The organism is Novosphingobium sp. GW835-FHT14H07 (assembly GCF_058793515.1).
Window position 1 is genome coordinate 1 of the sequence record NZ_JBXAFX010000035.1, and the last position, 17,926, is coordinate 17,926.

Below are 17,926 nucleotides of genomic sequence, written 5' to 3' on the forward strand. Positions count from 1 at the left end.
AGCAAGTCGATCCAAGAAAGGCGAAAATCCGCCAATCAGGCCGCGTTCCTCCGCATTATGGGGACCTCGTGATTAGTAAAGTTATGGCGAGGTGAGCATAACTTCACATACGGCCGTACGTACTCCGGCGACATCAGCCGGATCTCATGTCCGTGCGCGGCGAACAGGCGCCCCAGATAATGGGCACCGCAACATGCCTCCATCGCGACCACGCACACAGGAAGCTTGGCAACGTAGTCGACCAGCGTCTGGCGGCGCATCGACCTGCGTACGACGACAGCTCCCGCCGCATCCACGCCCACCACACTGCAGGCATTCTTGCCCAAATCAACGCCAAGGATCACAATAGACATCGGTCCGCTCCTTTCCTCTTCAAGCACCAGCATCATATCCGATGCCGGGGAAAAGGGGCGGGCCATCCCATAAGGTCCGCCGGAGTGCTCCAGCGGACCCTTCAGGTCCCACATTCCTGCGGGGGATCAGTGTGTTGCGGTTGATACCGCAGCGGCAATCGGAGCCGCCGGTGCCGCAGGCGCTGCCGGAGCTGCCGCCGGCATCGCCATCGGTGGGCCCCACAGTGCCGGGTAGTCTTTGGCCATCTTGTACCCGCCCATCGGCTTGTTCTTGCCCTGGTGGCAGGTGGCGCAGTTCACCTTGAACGGATCACCCATCGGCCCCTTGCGGTGCGCCGGGAAGACGTCCTTCAAACTACTGATATACTGGCCATTTATATCGCGAACCATGCGCAGGCCGTACCACGCCGTGGCGCGCTTGGGCGTGCTGATGTTCCACGGCTTGAACGCCTGCGCGTTGTGGCAGAACGTGCAATTCACGCCCAGCGACTGCGACAGATGGTTCATAAGTGCATACTGCGGCTCGGTTTCCTTGATGGAAAGTTCGTTGGCCTTGGTCGGATGCAGGGTGTCGGAAACGACCCGGATCGACCTGTCCGTCTTCGGATCACCGGTCAGGTAAAGCGCCAGCGACGCTTCCGGCAGCGACGAGTAAGCTGATGCCGCAACGGGATTATTCTGCCCATGACGGTTGCCGATGATCCCGTTCTTGCCAGCTTCGGGCAGCGCCCAGTAGTTGGCCGGGATCGCATTTCCGCGGTGGCAGGTCCAGCAGGTCACGCCCGTGCTCGCCACGTGCTTGTTCCAATTGGAGTTTATGTTGCGCGTCATCTGCAACATCTTGCGCGCGGCGACCTTGGTGTACTTTTCGTCCGAGGCCATGTTCTCGGGGTTGTGGCAGTAATTGCAGCCCTGTTCCGGGGAAACCCACGCGGTGATTGCGGCCATCGTGTAGGTGAACTGCTCTTCCGAGACGTCGCCCAGGACCTGGACGTTCTGGTAGGCGTCGCCAGCCCGAGGTCCATCGTTCGAGGGCGGATCGTAGGGCGGGGCGGGCACGTCGTCCTTGGCCATGGCCACCTTCTTCAAGGTGACCTGGTCCATCCCGGTGCCGCGATGCCCGTTCTGGACCGACTGCTTCGGCCCCAGCTCGCAACCCGAAAGGGTCAGAGCAGCGCTCGCCAATGCGGCGATTGCGATTGTCCTTTTCATTGGCCCGCACTCCCCAGCGTGGCGGGATCAATGACCCCGGTATCGGGATACATCGGAGCATAGCCATGCTGCTGCGCCCAGAGGTACCAGTTGTCGACCACGGTGCCGGTCAGCAGGATGCCGATGCCGCCGGTCAGCGTCGTCAGCACTGCGAACCACCAGGCCCAGCGGTGGATCGATTCCATCGTGGCGTTGAAGCCCATGGTCCAGCGCCAGAACAGCGCCGCGCGTTCCGATGCCGTGCCGCGATCGGTGATCTGCTCGATCTCGCGCTCACCGCCGTAGCGACCGACCGCCAGGATGGTCGCACCGTGCATCGCGAAGAGCAGGGTCGATCCATAGAGGAAGGCGATCGAGAAGGCGTGGAACGGGTTGTAGAACAGGTTGCCGTAGCGGATCGAGAAGGCGGCGGTCCAATCGAGGTGCGGGAAGATGCCGAACGGCACGCTTTCCGCCCACGAGCCCATGAAGAACGGGCGGATGAAGCCGAGCACGAGGTAGAGCCAGATCGCCGAGGCAAAGGCCCAGGCCACGTGCGTTCCCATGCCGAGCGCCCGGGCGCGGGTGTACGTGCGGATCCACCACAGGATGATCGAGGTGGTCAGGAAGAACCCGGCCATGATCCACCAGCCACCCTTGGCCAGCGGGACGAAGGGCGTGAAGCCATATTCCGGCCCCGGAGGTTCGAGGCTGAGCCAGGGCAGCATGCGCACGAACTGGATCGGGTTCCAGCCCACCGAGGCGAGCATGTTGAGCCCGATGATCTCGATCGCGAAGAAGCCGAAGATCAGGGCGAACACGCCGGTCCAGCCAAGATATACCGGGCCGATCTGCGCATGGCCGATCAGGCCCATGAGGTGGTTGAACGATCCCTTGCCTATCCGCGGCTCGCTGCCGGGGGGAAGGGCGATCCCGGCTTCGGGTTCGCCCCGCAGCTGGACTTGGGTGAAAATGTTCTGATAGGTCGCCATCGCTCAGTGCTCCTTCACGACCAGATCGGCAGGTTGAGCCACCAGGTCCACCATTCGGGCCAGCCCTTGGTCCACAGCGGCCCGCTGATCACGATGCAGACGGCGCTCCAGAAGCCCGCGTTGAGGGCAAGGAGAAGGCCGACGCGGTGAATGCCCAGCGTGCCGACCGAATAGCCGATGAGATCGCGGAAGAAGGTGTCTTCATACTCTGGCGACTTCACTTCGGCACCTTCTGGCGGGTTCACCGCCGAGAGCACCAGCGCGCCGTGCAGGGCGAGCGCGAGCGTCGTCGTGAAGAAGAACGAGACTGCCAGCATGTGGGCCGGATTGTAGTGGAAATGCAGGTACTGGTACCCCGTGTTGGAAACCCAATCGAGGTGGCTGAAAATGCCGTAGGGGAAGCCGAAGTGCCATCCGCCCAGAAGGACGGGGCGGATCACCACCAGCGTGAAGTACGCGAAGATCGCCATGCTGAAGGCGACCGGCACATGATAGCCCATGCCCAGTTTGCGGCAGATCTCGACTTCGCGCAGCGCCCAGCTGCTGAAGGATATCAGCGCGCAGACGGTGATGACCTGCCAGAACCCGCCCTGCGCCAGCGGCGCGAGGCCAAGTCCATATTTGAGGTCTGGCGGTTCGATCGAAATGAGCCAGGGATTCCACGTCGGTCCTTGCGAGGCCGCGTAGAAGATGAGGGCGGTGCCCAGCGATGCGAAGATCGCGGTCACCACACCAAAGAAGCCGACGTAGAACGGACCCACCCAGAAATCGAACAGGTCGCCGCCGATCAACGTGCCACCGCGAACGCGGTATTTTCGTTCGAAACTAAGGAGTGCCATGGTTCTACCCCTCCCCGCCGCGGCGCGACGGGCTTAGCTGTGTTCTGATTGGCTGCCACAGGAGGCGGCGACGGGAGCGCCGCCGCCTCTCGCACAGTTGCGTCAGGGCGCTGCGGGCGCCGCTGCTGCTGCGTTCGCCATGCCCTGGGCCGAATTCGGGCCATCGAGCCAGTTGAACGTATCGGTGCTGAGCAGGATGAAGTGAATCACCAGTGCGAGCACGAACAGGAACGCGAACAGGGCAACCAGAGCCCTGCGCGGATCGAAAATAAGCCAAATCCTCCACATGGTCTTAGTCCTTGTGCAAGTGTTGAAGGTCCTGCCTCAGGCTGTCGCCGCGGGCAGGCGGATGCGTCAGAGCCAGGGCTTCCACATCCAGACGAGGACGTGTGCGACCACCGCGACGGCGGTGAAGCCGACGAAGCTGCTCATGAAGAGTTTGTGGAATTCCTTTGCTTCCTCTGGGGTGAGGTAGGTCCTCAGCCCGAAGCGATCGTCATGATCACTCATTGCCCAATCTCCAGTCGTTGTTGATGTGCGAGAGGCGGAAGACCTCTTTCGGTATCCGCGCGGAACTGACCCGCGTGGATGGGGGAACACGGGCGACCGGAGATGGGCGACCGTGCAAGCTGATGCGCCCGGGATGAGCGCGGAAGGATCGATGTGCGGATCATGTGACCTGCGCCTCGAGCATGGCATCGGCGAGCCTGTCGGCGCTGACGCGGGTTTCGTTGTTGCGGCGGGTGACACGTTCGGCGGCATCGCGCAGGCGCTTGGCGGCGGAAATGCGCACCAGCACGGGCTGTGCCTCGACGATCTGGTCGAGCCGTGCCTTGGCGTCTTCATCCCAAGCCAGTTCGCGGGTGGCGCGCGCGGGCGTTGCTTCCACTGCGTCGAGTTGCGTGGCCAGCGGGATGATGTTGAACAGCGCATCGAACAGTGCGTTGCAGACTTCCTGCACGAGGTAGGTCGCGCCCGAATAGCCCATGAACGGCGTGCCGATGTGGCGGCGGATGGCGGCGCCGGGGAAGCTGGCCGGAATGTAGATCGACCGGCCGCCCTTTTCGGCGCTGTACATGCGTTCGTTGTAGCTTCCGAACAGCACCAGCGGCGGGTTCGCGTGAATCGCGGCGCGCACGTCCTCGTTCTTCGGCTTCACGCCCGCGCTGCGGGAGAAGGCGAAAGTGCAGGGCAGGCCCATGTCATCTTCGAGGAAGTGGCGGATGCCCCGCGCATAAGTCTCGTTGGCGACGATGCCGAAGCTGGCCGTGGCGAAAAAGTCCTGCGTGACCGAGCGCCACAGGTCCCACAGCGGCTTGATCGTGGTGTGCTTCTCGCGTTCGATGAACGGTTCTGGGTCAAGCCCGAGTTCGGCGGCCAGCGCGCGGAGGAAGCGAGTGGTGCTGTCGAGCCCGATCGGCGCCTGGAAGTAGGGCCGCTCCATCAGTTCGCACAAGTTGCGTCCGAATTCGCGATACATGCAGACGTTCGCCTGGGCATCTGCCAGCCTGCGGACATCGGCAAGATGGCTGCCCAGCGGGAAGACCATGTTGACCTCTGCACCGATGCCTTCGATCAGGCGGCGGATTTCGTGAACGTCGCTCGCCATGTTGAACATGCCGTAGCTGGGGCCGAGGATATTGACCCTGGGCTTCTCGCCGTCCTTGACCGGTTTGACCGCAGGGACGTTCTTCGGGCCGAATTCCGACCAGAGCCAGCTGAGCGCGCGGTCGGCACACTGCCATTGGTCCTCGTCGATCGTGCGCGGCAGGAAGCGTTTGATGTTGGTGCCTTGCGGCGTCACGCCACCGCCGATCATCTCGGCGATGGAGCCTGTCACGACCACGGCGGGCAGTTCCGGATCGAGCACTTTCCATGCCCGCTTCATCGCGCCTTCGGTACCGGTCTTGCCCAGCTCTTCCTCACCAAGACCGGTGACCACAATCGGCAATTCGTGCGGAGGCAGGCCATCGGTGTAGTGCAGGACCGAGGTAACCGGAAGGTTCTCGCAACCCACCGGCCCGTCGATGATCACTTGCAGGCCTTTTACCGCAGTGAAGACATAGACGGCGCCCCAGTAGCCGCCGGCCCGATCATGGTCGAGGACGAGGGTCATGTGCCCACCGCCTCTGCCGCCTTGCGCGCGGCTTCGTTGAGGGCGGCGTACTTCTTCTTGAAGGCCGGGCGATCCTGCGGCGTCTCTTCCCAGATCCCGGCGGCCGGGCCAGTGCCGACGCCTTCGAAGAACGCGGTCATCCTGTCGAAGCGCGCCTTGTTGGCCATCGCCGCATTGATCACTTGCGCCAGGCTGCCGGCGCCGGCCACGCCCATCAGGGGGCGGGCCGAGATCAGGTTGGTGAAGTAGAGCGCCGGAATCGCCTGGGCCTTGGCGTGCTGGACCACCGGGGTCGTGCCGATGGCAAGGTCGGGTCGGAATTCCTTCACCGCGGCTATGTCCTGTTCGAGGCTGGCGCGGAACTGGACACGGACCCCGCGCGCCTCGAGCCATTCGCGGTCCGGATCGGACCAGCGCGTGCGCGGGCAGGCGCTGCCCACATAGGGTACGTCAGCGCCGCTTTCGATCAGCAGGCGGGCGACAAGCAGTTCGGAGCCTTCGTAGCCGGAGACGGTGATCCGGCCCTTGATCGGGTTGGCGGCAAGCGCGGCACGGATCATCGGCACGAAGCGCGCCTTGGCGGCTTCGACCTTTTCGGCTGGCACGTTGCAGGCAGTACCGATGGCATCGAGCCAAGCCGCCGTGCCTTCCGCGCCGACCGGGGCCGAGCCGACCACGGTGCGGCCGGCATGTTCGAATTCACGGACGCTGGCGGTGTAGAACGGATGGATTGCAGCCACGACCGCGCAATCGAGCGCAGCGTAAAGCTCGCGCCACTCGCGGGTTGGGACGACCGGCCCGGCGGCAAGGCCCAATGGTTCGAGCATCATGCCGATGCCCACGGGATCAGCCGGGAACATTTCGCCAAGGAGGGTTACGGTCGGCTTGTCGGCACGGTTGGTTGGGGCCGCGACCGGGCCTTGCGCCACTTCCTCGCGGGCATATGCAAGCATCGCTCCGGCGAGCACGTCCTTGGCCTCGGCGTGCGTGGGTATGCCGAAGCCCGGCACGTCAATGCCGATGATGCGCACGCCGTTGATCTGCTTCTTGAGCAACCGCAGCGGTACGCCGCTGGCGGTCGGGACGCACAGGTTGGTTACGACGATTGCATCGTAATCGGCTGGATCGGCAAGGCCTTCGACGGCTTCCTTGATGTCTTCGAACAGCTTGCCGGTGACCAGGGTCTCGGAACTGAACGGCACGTAACCGACGGTGCGCCGTGCGCCGTAAAAGTGCGAGGTGAAGGTCAGGCCATAGACGCAGCAGGCCGAACCCGAGAGCACGGTGGCAGTGCGCCGCATCCTGAGGCCAACGCGGAGTGAACCGAATGCCGGGCACATCGATTGCGGCTGATCGTGCGGGCCAACCGGATAGTCGGCGGCGTAGCGATCCAGCAGTTCCGAGCCTTGCGCCTTGTTGGTGGCCTCGCGCAACACATCGGCGCCAGCATGGCAGCCGCCACCTTCGACCGGCGGATCGAGAGCGATCCGGTCCGGCTCGCGCGCATGACGCGCCCTGTCTGCAAGGTCAGTCATGGCCTAGACCTCGTCATAGACCACCTCGAGAGAGGGGCGCTGCTCGAAAGATCCGCCGCGCATGTCAGCCTGTGTCGCCGGGACCAACTCGACGTTGCCTCCGGTGTCTTCGGGGGAGAAGAGGCCGAGCAGTCCATCCTGGTCGAGGGGCGTGGGCTGCCGCGGCGGCGCCGACGCGACATTGGATGCAAGCTCTGCGAAGAGACTGCCCCATTGCCCGCCGGGCTTGCCGATAATCTGGTAATTGGCCGACTTGCGCCGGATGTCCTCGTCCGCCGGAATGGCGCAGAGCACGGGGATGTCGACCGCGTTGGCAAAGGCCTGCGCCTCGCCGGTGCCGTCGTCCTTGTTGATGATCATGCCGGCGACGCCGACATTGCCGCCCATCTTGCGGAAGTATTCCACCGCCTTGCAGACGTTGTTGGCAACGTACAGCGACTGCAGGTCGTTCGAGCCGACGACGATGACCTTCTGGCACATGTCGCGCGCAATCGGCAGGCCGAAGCCGCCGCAGACGACGTCGCCCAGAAAGTCGAGCAGGACGTAATCAAAGCCCCAGTCATGGAAGCCGAGCTTCTCGAGCAGTTCGAAGCCGTGGATGATGCCGCGACCGCCGCAGCCACGGCCGACTTCGGGGCCGCCCAGTTCCATGGCGAAGACGCCGTCACGCTGGAAGCAGACGTCCTCGATGCGGACTTCCTCACCGGCCAGCTTCTTGGCGGACGACGTCTCGATGATCGTCGGGCAGGCCTTGCCGGCAAAGAGCAGGCTGGTGGTATCGGACTTGGGATCGCAGCCGATCAGCAGCACGCGCTTGCCCTGCTGGGCGAGCATGTAGCTGAGGTTGGACAGGGCAAAGCTCTTGCCCGAGCCGCCCTTGCCGTAGATCGCGATGATCTGCGTTTCCTTCTGTACCTCGCCGGTGTGCGGCGCGTCAGGCTCGATCGCGGCTTCAGCGCGCAGGGCAGCGGCATGTGTATCCAGCATCGTCATGCGCAGTTGCTCCAGTCGAGGACCATCTTGAGGCAGTCGGCATCGAGGAAGGCTTCGGGATAGGCATCCTGGGCTTCTTCGGCCGGGCGTTGGTGCGAGACCAGGCCCGAAAGATCGAGCGCGCCGCAGTCGATCAGGGCGCGGGTCGAGGCGAGATCATCCGGCCCCCATTCGGCGGCAACGCGGAAGCGTGCCTCGGCCCGGAAGGCAGGTGCGAAGGCAAAGCTCGGGCGGTTGGCGTAGAAGCCTGCCAGCACGATCTCGCCCTTCTTGCGTAGGCGCGGGACGAGCAGGTCGAGGCAATCGGCATCGCCGCTGGCGTCATAGATGTTCGCGTAATCGTGGCGATCGTCGTCCTTCGGAGCGATGACGTTGTACCCTTGGGCGCCGGTCCGGCGGGCGGGCTTGTGCTCCCAGACCGTGGGGGCGGGGGCACCTGCAGCGATGGTCATGCGCGCGAGCAGGCGGCCCAGCGTGCCGTGGCCAATGATCAGATCGGGCGGATCGCCACCGTTCATCGCGTGAAGCGCAGTCGCGGCGAGCGCAAACAGAACCCCGTCACGACCCAGCGACTCGGAGACGGGAAGGGCGCGTGCGGACGGGACGATGACCTGCCGCGCGGTGCCCCCGAACAGGCCGCGCGCATCGCGATAGCAGGTTGCGCCGGGGACAAAGACCCAGTCGCCGATGCGCGTCTGGACTTCGCTTCCGGCATCGACGATGCGGCCCAAGCTCTCGTATCCGGGCACCAGCGGGTAGCCCATTCCGGGGAAGTTCGGCATCTCGCCCGACCAGAGAAGCTTTTCGGTTCCGGCACTTACGCCGCTCCACTGGACTTCGATGAGGACGTCTGAAGGAGCGAGTGCGGAGAAGCCTGCTTCGGAGCCTTGTCCTGAGGTCAAGGCAAGCCTGCGAAGCGCGATGCGCCTCGGTGCTTCCAGTATGACCGCCAGCGACTCCATGCCGGTCTTCCCCTCTTCCGGTGATCCGGGCCTTGCCGCAGTATCCGGATGGGTACTGTCAGGCAGTGTTCACCATACGCTAACGCCAAAGAGTGTCAAACAGATTGGACGGTCATAGCTGTCAATATGAACTAACATGACGCTGGCGATGACCGGCGTTGCCGTTCGCTTCTGTTGCCAGTGCCGGAAGCCCGCTTTGTGGAGCATCTCGCCGTATTCAGTGGGCGTGCGCGGGCGGCCAGAGTTCATCGCCCAGAGATAAAGGCCGAAATAGGCATCTCCCATGGCCTTTGCCCCGCGTGCCCCGGCCATCGGTTCGGCAATGACTAGGCGCCCGTTTTCGGGAAGAGCTGCGCGAATTCCGCGCAGGATCCGCAGGCAGCGATCATCGTCATGATCGTGGAGAATCCGCGAAAGAGTTATGCAATCGTAGCCGGTGGGCAGGGCGTCGGCAAAGAAGTCACCAGGATGAAGGGAGACTCGCGACGGCAGATTCGTTGCACCGGAAAGAACAGGAGGCAGGTCGAATATGCCCAGCTCCAGCGATGGACATGCCGGGGCCAGCGCGTTGACGAAAGCGCCATGGCCGCCCCCTATGTCAAGGAGGCGGCAATGGCGGTCGAAAGCATAGGCACCCATCGCCTGCTGCGCCACCATCTGCTGCGACGCGGCCATAAGTGAAGAGTAGCGACCGGCAATTTCGCCATCGGTTTCAGAGTGATAGTGCCAGAAGCGCGACAGGGCCGTCGGCTCCTGTCGGTCCTGCCGCAGCAGGGCAAGCGGGTCGGAGAGATCCGCGTAAAGCAGCGGGTGATGCGCGACCATGGCGAGCGCCCCGGGGTTTGATCGCAGAGCCGCCCCTTGCTGGCCGAGCATCCAGCATCCCGGGGCAACTTCTTCGGCAAGATCCAGCGCGGCGGCGGCGCGGAGCAGCCGAGTCGCGGCGGCATGACTCAGCGCGGTCGAGCGGGCGATATCATCGGCGTTGCAAGGCCCTGCGTCGAGCAGGTCGAGCAGGCCGGTCTGGACCGCGGCAAGCAGTATCTGCGAATAGGTGAAGCCTGCCACCAGATCGAACGCGCTGGCGGCGCGGCGCCTTGATACGCTTGCAAAAATGGGAAGGCGCGACGCCCAGTCCTGGAAGACCGGGCTGCCCAGAACCCGGTTGCGCCAATGGGTCCAGCGGCGTCGCCATTCGGGAGGCCGTTCAGGAGGGTGGGGCACCGGCGGCGCATCCGTGAAAGGGGCAACGTCCAGCATATGTCCAAAAGATTGGACATTTATGATGTAAAGGTCAATTGTATTCGCCGGAGGGTTTCCCTTCAGGAGAGGAGCTTGCCTTGGCATCGCGGGTGGCGATCATCGGCGCGGGCATCGGCGGCCTGACGGCAGCCGCGCTGCTGGCTGCGCGCGGGGCAGATGTCACCGTCGTAGAAAAGGCAGCGCACCCCGGTGGCAAGGCGCGTCAGCTGATCGTCGATGGTGCCTCCATCGATGCCGGTCCCACGGTCTTCACCCTGCGCGACGTATTCGAGGGCATCTTTGCGGCTTGCGGCGCCGATCTCGCCGACTTTGTCGACATTCGCCGCGCAGACGTGATTGCCCGTCACGCCTGGGATCCAGAGCGCCATCTCGATCTCCATGCCGATCCGGAGCTGAGCGAGCAGGCCATTGGTGACTTTGCCGGCGCTTCGGCCGCAGCGGGCTTTCGTGCCTTCCGCAGGGAGGCCGCGCGCATTCACGGCATCATCGATCGTCCGATGATGCGCGGGAGCAAGGTCAGTTGGCCGCTCCCCCTGATGTGGCGCATCGGCTTGTGGCGCATGGGCGACCTTCTGGCGATCCGGCCCTACGAATCGATGTGGAAGGTGTTGGGCCAGCATTTTGCCGACCAGCGCCTGCGCCAGCTTTTCGCGCGCTATTCGACCTACTGTGGGTCCTCGCCGTTCGAGACACCGGCAACCTTGATGCTGATCGCCCACGTGGAAGCGCAAGGTGTCTGGCTGATCGAAGGTGGCATGAGCGCGCTTGCGGGTGCGTTGATGCGCTTGGGCCAGATGCATGGCGCGAAGTTCCGCTTCAGCACGGGCGCAGCCCTGATTGAGACCGCGCAAGGACGCACATCGGGCCTGATCCTCTGCAATGGCGAGCGCATTGCCGCCGACGCGGTTATCGCCAATGCCGATCCCGAGGCCTTGGCGGCAGGGCGCTTCGGCCCCTTGGGCGCCATGGCGGTGCCATCGCATGGCGTGCGCAAGCGTTCGCTCTCGGCGATGGTCTGGCTGGCTAATGCACGGACATCGGGCTTTCCGTTGCAGCGTCATAACGTGTTCTTCTCGCCCGACTATGTCCGCGAATTCAGCGACATTCGTGGCGGCGCTCCGCCATGTGATCCCAGCGTCTATGTCTGCGCGCTCGATCGCGAGGGCGGGGCCGATGTGCCGCCGGGCCAGCGTGAACGTCTGCAGATCATCGTCAACGCGCCTGCCAATGGCGACAGCCACACTTATACCGAAGAGGAGAAGGCCCGGTGCACACAGGCCATGAGGCGCAGCCTTCAGCGTTGCGGACTGGAGCTGGAGGAAGACTTTCCCCACACGCTGCTGACGCCGAACGCCTTCGAGAACTTTTTGCCCTCGACCGGGGGGGCGATCTATGGTCGGGCCTCGCACGGCTGGGCGGCGTCCTTCCTCCGGCAGGGCACGCGGACCCGGATCCCTGGGCTTTACTGCGCGGGTGGAAGCACCCATCCGGGGGCCGGGGTGCCGATGGCCGCCTTGTCCGGACAACTGGTGATGCAGGCTGTGGTGCAAGACCTCGCTTCGATGCGGAAGTTCCGCCCGGTGGCTATGGCTGGTGGTATGTCGATGCGATCAGCGAATGCGGACGCCATGGGCTGACGATCATCGCATTCATCGGCAGTGTTTTCTCGCCCTACTACAAGAAGAGCGGCCGCGCCGATCCGTTGCAGCACTGCGCCCTGAACGTGGCGCTCTATGGCCCCGGCGCACGCTGGACCATGACCGAGCGCGAGCGTGGCAGTGTTGCGCGCGATGCCGACAATCTGCAGATCGGGCCGAGTTCGGTTCGCTGGACCGGTGACGCGCTCGAAATCGATATCGAGGAGATGGACAAGCGGGTTGGTGTGCCTTGGCAGCGGCGTGTCGCCGGCAAGGTCCGCGTCTACCCGGAAGCGACCAACGACCGCGCCTTCTCGCTGGACCCGGCCGGGCGCCACCGCTGGCACTGCATTGCCCCGCGCGCGCGGATCGAGGTCCGGATGGTAAAGCCTGGGCTCAAGTGGAAGGGCAGCGCCTATCTCGATTCGAACTTCGGCGCGGAATCGCTGGAGGAGGGCTTCCGCGTCTGGCATTGGTCCCGCGCCCATGGGCGCAGCGGATCGGTGGTCTGCTACGAGGGTATCCGTCGCAATGGCCAGGGCTTTGCCAGCGCGTTGCGCTTTGGCGCGGACGGCGTGCCGCACGAGGAGGAGGCGCTGCCGCCCGTTGCGCCCTTGCCGAACACGCTCTGGCAGATGGAGCGCAAGACGCGGGCGGACAGGGGCCACGCCAGCGTCATCCGCACCTGGGAGGACGCACCATTCTATGCGCGCTCCACCCTGTCATCGCGCCTGTTCGGAGAGCCCGTCGTGGCGGTGCAGGAAAGTCTTGATCTTGATCGCTTTTCTTCGCCGATCGTGCAGTTCATGCTGCCCTATCGGATACCGCGTGGCTAGTCGTCCGGGTTCTGCTTCTTCGCCTTGTCCTTCGCGATCTCGCGGTTGACCGACCATAGCTGGTAAATGCCGAAGCCCAGCGCGATGACGGCGGTGAAGACGATTTCCACCCAGCCAAAGTGTTCGCTCATCGAATTCATCCTGGCTCTCCCTCGCTTTCGTCACTCGCACTTGCGGAGGCGAACGTGCGGATCAGTTCAGCGGCCTTCTCGGGGCGCTCTTCGTGCGCAAGATGCCCAAGCCCCGGCAGCACTTCCAGACGGCAATCGGGGATCAACCTCGCGGCTTGTTCGATAGACGACAGCGGCACGGCTGTGTCGCCGCTGGAATGGACCAGCAGCACGCGGCTTATTAACTGCGGTAGCAAGCGGCTGAGCGCGTCGAGGTCCCAACTGGCCATCATTTCCATTGCCCCGCCACAGTGGTGATGGTTGCCCATCAACGCCTCGTAGGCAGCGATCCCCCGCACATCGATGGCAGAGCCGGTGGCGCGGCGCAGAAAGCGCCCGGTCTCGCCCGGAATGCGGGCAATGCCGGCCAGCATCCGCGGGACGAAGGGGTTCACGAACAGCATCCTGGCCAGCGACGGGAACAGCTTGGCGGCAAGGCCGGGGAAGGGCATCAGGGCGGGATTGAAGCCGATCAGGGGCGTGGCCGCGCCCTGCAGATGGACGGTCTGGATCGCAATGGCCGCGCCGGCCGAGTGGCCGACGATCAGCGACGGCCTCTGGCCAAGGGTATCGAGCAGGGCGATCACGGCACTCGCCATGCCAGGCAACGTCAGGCCCTGTCGCGGGCGGCCCTTGGTATAGCCGTGGCCGGGCAGGTCAGGGGCAATCACAGTGAAGTCCTGCGCCAGCAGTGGCAGCACGTCACGCCAGCTATGCGTTGCCGCGCCGGTGCCGTGGAGCAGCAGGATCGCCGGCCCATCGCCGGCCACCTGAACGTGCCACTTGAGCCCCGGCGTCTCCACGAAGCGGCTTGTTTCGCGGTTCGGCCAGTTGCGCCCTTCGACCTCCCAGCGCGGCCCGCTCATGCGCGCTTCTTCTGCGGCTCGGCAGCAAGCGTCACCGCCGCCTTAAGCGCCTTGGCATCGGCGAAGGGCAGCGGCAGGTAACGCGCCCGCATCGCTTCGGCGATGCGGGCAGCTTCGGGCCGAGGGCGAGGCGAGATGTCGATCACCACGGCATCAAGGCCGGCGCCGGCAATTCCCCTCGCGGCCGTCAGCGCGTCGGCATTGGCCTGGGCGCGGCCGGATGTACCGTCTGCGGCGACGTTCGCGCTGCCGTCGGTGAGGAACACGAGGAACGGTGTGCGGCCCCGGCACATCACGGCATCGGCAAGCTGCCGGGCAAGGGCAATGCCTCGGGCAAGCGGGGTGCCGCCGCCACCGGGCAGTTCGGCAAGGGCGCGCTTGGCGCGGGTGAGCGAGCGGGTGGGGGGCAGCAGCAGGTCGGCATCGGTCCCGCGGAAGGCGACCAGCGCAACTTCGGCTCGCTTCACATAAGCCTGGGCGAGGATCAACTCGACCGCGCCCTTGGCTTCCGACAGGCGGGCGAGTGCCGCCGAGCCCGATGCGTCCACCGCGAAGATCGTGACCGTGGTGGCGCGCTCTTCGAAGCGGCGGACCCGCAGGTCGTCCCGGCGGAAGCGGATCGGACCTGCGCCTTCGGGAGCCGGATCACGCCTGCGCAGGGGCTGCCACGGTATGGCGGCGCGCATCGTATCGACCAGCGCCATGCGCACACCGCCGCCGGGCATGCCGGGCCGCGCACCCAGGGGCTTGCCGCGCAGTGCTGAACCGGTGCGGCGTCCGGCGCCTCCGCCACGCGCATCCCGCTGGGCGCGGCCCGAGGCGATCAGTTCCAGCACATCAGGCGGGATCATGGCGCGGGCCGCTTCGATCAGCAGGTCTTCGGGAATGTCGGGCGCGCTGTCGTCGTCATCTTCGTCATTGTCCGGCCGCTCTGCCTCTTCCGGCTCATGCTCGGGTTCTGGAGGAGCGGGCGCTTCAGGCTCCGGCGGCAGCTTTGTCGCGCGCGGGGCAAGGACGAGGCGCGTCGCGGCTTCAAGGTCGGCGCGGTGAACCGTGTCCCGGCCGCCAAGCACCGCGTGCGCCCGGGCAACGGCCGCTGCCTGCAGGAGCGGCCTGATCGACGCGATACCCAGCGCCGTTGCGGTGGCGGCAAGGGCCGAGAGTGCTTCGCTATCGAGCGATGGTGCGGCCCCGAGAGCGCCCGGCTCGGGCATTTCGCAGTGGAGGTCCGCCGGGCGCACGTCTTGCAGGCTGAGGTCCAAAGCGACCCGTTCCATCAGGGCGAGCGGTGGCCGCTCGTCCGGGCCTTCGCCGTCGTCAAGCAGGATGAGCAGGAAGCCGGGACCATTATCGAGCGCCTGCGCGATCCTGCCCGCCGTGTCCGAGCGCAGACGCTCGGCCATGGGAACGACCAACACGCCGCCTGCCACCTCAGCCAGAAGGCCCCGTTGCCTTACGAGCGTGCCGTTGGCGAGGCTGGCAGCAATGTCGGTGCCCCCGGTCAGCCGGTCCTCGTCGATATGACCGGGCAGGCGGCGGAAGGGCGTGTCCGCCGGAAGCAATCCTCGCAGCGCTTGCAAGACGAGATCGCGCGCCGGTCCGCCGCCACGCAGGACCAGGCCGCCAAGTTTGCGGTCTGCGGCCAGCAGGCGCGCTGCCAGGAGCGCATCTGCCAGTGCCTCGGTCATCTGAAGTGTTCGGCGATCGCGCGATCAATCCGTGCGGTCGATCCGCTTTCGTCTAGCACGTCGCGGCGCAGGCGGTGGCGCAAGGCCATCGGCGCAACGTGAAGCAGGTGATCGCGCTTGACCACCTTTGCCCCCTTCAGCGCGGCAAACGCGCGCGCGGCGCGCATCAGGGTCAGTTCGCCACGCAGGCCGTCAACGCCCACGGCGCTGCAGATACCGGCGGCGTCCACGAGCACACCGTCCGGCACCTCGATCTTCGCCAGCTTTTTCTGTCCGCGCGCAATCTGCTGCAGGACTTTCTCGTCCTCCTCGGCCCACTGTGCGGCAAAAGCCTCGCTGTCGGCATCGTGCGAGGCGCAGCGGCGCATGATCTCGACGCGGTTTTCGATCTCGCGCGGGGTGCGTACTTCGACCGAAAGACCGAATCTGTCGAGCAGTTGCGGGCGCAGTTCGCCTTCTTCCGGGTTGCCGCTGCCGATCAGCACGAACTTGGCCTTGTGGCGCACCGACAGACCCTCGCGCTCAACCACGTTCTCGCCCGAGGCGGACACGTCGAGCAGCAGGTCGACCAGGTGGTCTTCGAGCAGGTTGATCTCGTCGATGTAGAGGAACCCGCGATGCGCACGCGCCAGCAAGCCGGGTTCGAACGTCTTTTCCCCGGTGCGCAACGCCCGTTCCAGATCGAGCGAGCCCAGCACGCGGTCTTCCGTGGCGCCCAGTGGCAGATCAACGAACGGCACCGGCCGCTTGCTGGCCTTGTTGGATTCGCACGGGCCGGGGCAGCTATGCGGCGCTTCGGGCGAGCAGCCATAGCGGCAGCCGTCCATGACCATGATCGGCGGCAACAGACTGGCCAGTGCGCGGGCGGCGGTGGACTTGCCTGTTCCACGGTCGCCGAACACCATCACTCCGCCGATGGAGGGATCGACCGCTGCGATCAGGAGCGCGAGCTTCATTTCGTCCTGACCGACGATCGCAGAGAAGGGGAAGCGCGCCATCTGTCCAGAACTGTGGACACATATGGCCGTCAGGACAAGCGGAATTATCGCTGATCTGAAGTCTTGATCAGTCGGTCCTTGAGGGTGTGCATCGTCCACCACACGCCCAGCACCATCGGCAGGACAAGAAGACCAATCACGAACTCGTCCGAAACCCCCAATGCGCTGTCTGGCACAGCATAGAGTGCGTACTTGATGAGGCCGAGGACGTAGTAGCTTAGCGCGACCGCCGAGAGGCCTTCGACCAGCTGCTGCAAACGTGCCTGCATCGAGATCGACTGCTCCATCGATCGCAGAAGCTCTGCATTCTGGTTCTCGATCCGCGTATCGATCCGCGCACGCAGCAGCGAAGTCAGTTGCTCGGTACGCTCACCGATGCGTTCGATCCTCTCGCTGGTGGCGATGCAGGTATTCATGGCCGGGCGGAAACGGCGCTGGGTGAAATCAACCAGCGAGGCGTACCCTCCGACCGGCCGCACATCGAGTTGTTCCAGACGTTCCTCGACGATCTGACCGTAGGCGCGGGTGGCGTCCATGCGGAACGAAATTGCAGTCGCGACAGAGGCAAGATCGAGCGCAAGGCGCGACAGTTCCTCCAGCAGGCTGTCGTCGCGTGCGTCGCTATCTGCGATACGGTTGGCAAGATCGCTCAGGCGTTCTTCGGCAGCATCAAGCTTGGGCCAGCATTCGCGGGCGACCGGCAGGCCGAGCAGCGCCTTGTTGCGATAGTTGCCCAGTTCCTGAAGACGCTGGATCTGTCGGGTGAGATCGCGCCGGTCAATGCCGTTGGCCGCTGCAAGCAATCGCCCGAAGCCGTCATCCTTCAGCCTGAAGTCCGACCATATGCGGATGCCGCCGCCCAGTGTGCTGGAAACAAGTTCATCGCGATTAATCGGATGGCGATCGAGAACCCGCTCGACGTCGGCATCGGTTTGCGCCAGCCACACGCGCGTGCTGCGCACGATCTGGCCAGGCAGAGTGCGTGCCCAGGCGATTGCGGCCGATAGCTCGACATCCGTCGTCGGTTCGAGAAAGCCTTCATCATCGCAAGGCGCGCAAAACAGCGTCAGGCTGCTGCCTTCGCTCTGGCGTTCCCAGGTGAAGGTGACCCTTTGGTTGATCCGGCCTTCGCGGTGCGTTGGGTTGCCGACGCTGTCGTTGCTCGCCGTCAAGGCCTCAATCGCGGACAGTTCATCGGCACGCTCGCTGTCGTCGATCGCAAGGACCCACTGCACGATATGGCAAGGGACCGGCAGGGGCGGCCAGCGCCGCAAGTGCATCTCGCCAACGGCCCTGCTTCGAAGGTCATGGTCGCGCATGGGTGAAAATCCCTGACGCGGCTGGCAGGAGAGAAGGCACCATTGACGCCGCCGCTTGGGCAAAACGCTATGCCAAGAGCAGCGCACCACCAAACGGATTTGCGCAGGTTTCGCGCAAGTGCCTGCCTGGATTGCCCAAAAGAACTAGGTTTTCCGGCTATTGTCGGC

At 64.8% G+C, this 17,926-nt stretch carries 17 protein-coding genes and 1 pseudogene; 2 read left to right on the top strand and 16 right to left on the bottom strand.

All coding sequences use genetic code 11. The annotated features are described in order from the left end of the window. Positions 1 to 113: 113 nt before the first annotated feature. From AC1Q5P_RS19725 to AC1Q5P_RS19775, 11 genes and pseudogenes are all read right to left on the bottom strand, one after another. Positions 114 to 353, bottom strand: a pseudogene (locus AC1Q5P_RS19725) (IS110 family transposase); the annotation flags it as partial. Between the two features lie 126 nt (positions 354 to 479). Next, complete coding sequence (pufC, locus tag AC1Q5P_RS19730; protein ID WP_492519829.1) at positions 480 to 1,565, bottom strand: photosynthetic reaction center cytochrome PufC; 1,086 nt, start codon at positions 1,563 to 1,565, stop codon at positions 480 to 482. After that, on the bottom strand, positions 1,562 to 2,536 hold the full coding sequence (gene pufM / locus AC1Q5P_RS19735) for a photosynthetic reaction center subunit M (protein ID WP_039336609.1): 975 nt from the start codon (positions 2,534 to 2,536) through the stop codon (positions 1,562 to 1,564). The genes pufC and pufM overlap by 4 nt, the downstream gene beginning before the upstream one ends. 14 nt (positions 2,537 to 2,550) lie before the next feature. Beyond that, complete coding sequence (pufL, locus tag AC1Q5P_RS19740) at positions 2,551 to 3,375, bottom strand: photosynthetic reaction center subunit L (RefSeq protein ID WP_039336611.1); 825 nt, start codon at positions 3,373 to 3,375, stop codon at positions 2,551 to 2,553. 102 nt (positions 3,376 to 3,477) lie between these two features. After that, positions 3,478 to 3,663, bottom strand: coding sequence for a light-harvesting antenna LH1, alpha subunit (gene pufA / locus AC1Q5P_RS19745; RefSeq protein WP_039336613.1), 186 nt, complete (start codon positions 3,661 to 3,663; stop codon positions 3,478 to 3,480). Between the two features lie 66 nt (positions 3,664 to 3,729). Beyond that, positions 3,730 to 3,885: a light-harvesting antenna LH1, beta subunit gene (gene pufB / locus AC1Q5P_RS19750; protein ID WP_082013438.1), complete on the bottom strand. Its 156-nt coding sequence runs from the start codon at positions 3,883 to 3,885 to the stop codon at positions 3,730 to 3,732. A 160-nt stretch (positions 3,886 to 4,045) separates the two neighbouring features. Beyond that, positions 4,046 to 5,491, bottom strand: a complete 1,446-nt coding sequence (gene bchZ, locus AC1Q5P_RS19755; RefSeq protein WP_492519830.1) for a chlorophyllide a reductase subunit Z — start codon at positions 5,489 to 5,491, stop codon at positions 4,046 to 4,048. Then, positions 5,488 to 7,026 (bottom strand): chlorophyllide a reductase subunit Y, encoded by a 1,539-nt coding sequence (gene bchY, locus AC1Q5P_RS19760; protein WP_039336617.1) that lies wholly within the window; start codon positions 7,024 to 7,026, stop codon positions 5,488 to 5,490. Before bchY ends, bchZ begins: the two co-directional genes overlap by 4 nt. A gap of 3 nt (positions 7,027 to 7,029) precedes the next feature. Continuing rightward, positions 7,030 to 8,019: a chlorophyllide a reductase iron protein subunit X gene (locus AC1Q5P_RS19765; RefSeq protein ID WP_039336619.1), complete on the bottom strand. Its 990-nt coding sequence runs from the start codon at positions 8,017 to 8,019 to the stop codon at positions 7,030 to 7,032. After that, the gene (gene bchC, locus AC1Q5P_RS19770; protein ID WP_492477606.1) at positions 8,016 to 8,981 is read right to left on the bottom strand and encodes a chlorophyll synthesis pathway protein BchC; all 966 of its coding nucleotides are present in this window, start codon (positions 8,979 to 8,981) and stop codon (positions 8,016 to 8,018) included. The genes AC1Q5P_RS19765 and bchC overlap by 4 nt, the downstream gene beginning before the upstream one ends. A 69-nt stretch (positions 8,982 to 9,050) precedes the next feature. After that, complete coding sequence (locus AC1Q5P_RS19775; RefSeq protein ID WP_492519831.1) at positions 9,051 to 10,241, bottom strand: methyltransferase; 1,191 nt, start codon at positions 10,239 to 10,241, stop codon at positions 9,051 to 9,053. Positions 10,242 to 10,321: 80 nt separating this feature from the next. Here AC1Q5P_RS19775 and crtD point away from each other — a divergent pair, with 80 nt between their 5' ends. Next, positions 10,322 to 11,881 carry a 1-hydroxycarotenoid 3,4-desaturase CrtD gene (crtD, locus tag AC1Q5P_RS19780; RefSeq protein WP_492519832.1) on the top strand — a complete coding sequence of 520 codons (1,560 nt, stop codon included), beginning with the start codon at positions 10,322 to 10,324 and terminating at the stop codon, positions 11,879 to 11,881. A gap of 14 nt (positions 11,882 to 11,895) precedes the next feature. Continuing rightward, entirely contained in the window at positions 11,896 to 12,717 is an 822-nt protein-coding gene (locus tag AC1Q5P_RS19785) for a hydroxyneurosporene dehydrogenase (RefSeq protein WP_492519850.1), read from the top strand. On the opposite strand, the gene AC1Q5P_RS19790 is transcribed toward AC1Q5P_RS19785, so the two are convergent. From AC1Q5P_RS19790 to AC1Q5P_RS19810, 5 genes are read right to left on the bottom strand one after another with little or no spacing between them, the layout of a single operon-like run. After that, positions 12,714 to 12,848 (bottom strand): hypothetical protein, encoded by a 135-nt coding sequence (locus tag AC1Q5P_RS19790; RefSeq protein WP_255355113.1) that lies wholly within the window; start codon positions 12,846 to 12,848, stop codon positions 12,714 to 12,716. The genes AC1Q5P_RS19785 and AC1Q5P_RS19790 overlap by 4 nt on opposite strands. Positions 12,849 to 12,853: 5 nt before the next feature. After that, positions 12,854 to 13,753 carry an alpha/beta fold hydrolase BchO gene (gene bchO, locus AC1Q5P_RS19795; protein WP_492519833.1) on the bottom strand — a complete coding sequence of 300 codons (900 nt, stop codon included), beginning with the start codon at positions 13,751 to 13,753 and terminating at the stop codon, positions 12,854 to 12,856. Next, positions 13,750 to 15,441 carry a magnesium chelatase subunit D gene (locus AC1Q5P_RS19800; RefSeq protein ID WP_492519834.1) on the bottom strand — a complete coding sequence of 564 codons (1,692 nt, stop codon included), beginning with the start codon at positions 15,439 to 15,441 and terminating at the stop codon, positions 13,750 to 13,752. Before AC1Q5P_RS19800 ends, bchO begins: the two co-directional genes overlap by 4 nt. After that, positions 15,438 to 16,439: a magnesium chelatase ATPase subunit I gene (gene bchI, locus AC1Q5P_RS19805; RefSeq protein ID WP_039336629.1), complete on the bottom strand. Its 1,002-nt coding sequence runs from the start codon at positions 16,437 to 16,439 to the stop codon at positions 15,438 to 15,440. Before bchI ends, AC1Q5P_RS19800 begins: the two co-directional genes overlap by 4 nt. A 44-nt stretch (positions 16,440 to 16,483) precedes the next feature. Continuing rightward, complete coding sequence (locus AC1Q5P_RS19810; RefSeq protein WP_039336631.1) at positions 16,484 to 17,758, bottom strand: DUF3422 domain-containing protein; 1,275 nt, start codon at positions 17,756 to 17,758, stop codon at positions 16,484 to 16,486. Between the last annotated feature and the right edge of the window lie 168 nt (positions 17,759 to 17,926).

Coding starts and splice junctions, on each gene's coding strand:
- bchY (WP_039336617.1), bottom strand. CDS start 7,026: ATGACTGACCTTGCAGACAGGGCGCGTCATGCGCGCGAGCCGGACCGG.
- pufB (WP_082013438.1), bottom strand. CDS start 3,885: ATGAGTGATCATGACGATCGCTTCGGGCTGAGGACCTACCTCACCCCA.
- bchO (WP_492519833.1), bottom strand. CDS start 13,753: ATGAGCGGGCCGCGCTGGGAGGTCGAAGGGCGCAACTGGCCGAACCGC.
- AC1Q5P_RS19790 (WP_255355113.1), bottom strand. CDS start 12,848: ATGAGCGAACACTTTGGCTGGGTGGAAATCGTCTTCACCGCCGTCATC.
- pufL (WP_039336611.1), bottom strand. CDS start 3,375: ATGGCACTCCTTAGTTTCGAACGAAAATACCGCGTTCGCGGTGGCACG.
- AC1Q5P_RS19810 (WP_039336631.1), bottom strand. CDS start 17,758: ATGCGCGACCATGACCTTCGAAGCAGGGCCGTTGGCGAGATGCACTTG.
- AC1Q5P_RS19800 (WP_492519834.1), bottom strand. CDS start 15,441: ATGACCGAGGCACTGGCAGATGCGCTCCTGGCAGCGCGCCTGCTGGCC.
- pufC (WP_492519829.1), bottom strand. CDS start 1,565: ATGAAAAGGACAATCGCAATCGCCGCATTGGCGAGCGCTGCTCTGACC.
- bchI (WP_039336629.1), bottom strand. CDS start 16,439: ATGGCGCGCTTCCCCTTCTCTGCGATCGTCGGTCAGGACGAAATGAAG.
- AC1Q5P_RS19765 (WP_039336619.1), bottom strand. CDS start 8,019: ATGACGATGCTGGATACACATGCCGCTGCCCTGCGCGCTGAAGCCGCG.
- bchC (WP_492477606.1), bottom strand. CDS start 8,981: ATGGAGTCGCTGGCGGTCATACTGGAAGCACCGAGGCGCATCGCGCTT.
- bchZ (WP_492519830.1), bottom strand. CDS start 5,491: ATGACCCTCGTCCTCGACCATGATCGGGCCGGCGGCTACTGGGGCGCC.
- AC1Q5P_RS19775 (WP_492519831.1), bottom strand. CDS start 10,241: ATGCTGGACGTTGCCCCTTTCACGGATGCGCCGCCGGTGCCCCACCCT.
- pufA (WP_039336613.1), bottom strand. CDS start 3,663: ATGTGGAGGATTTGGCTTATTTTCGATCCGCGCAGGGCTCTGGTTGCC.
- pufM (WP_039336609.1), bottom strand. CDS start 2,536: ATGGCGACCTATCAGAACATTTTCACCCAAGTCCAGCTGCGGGGCGAA.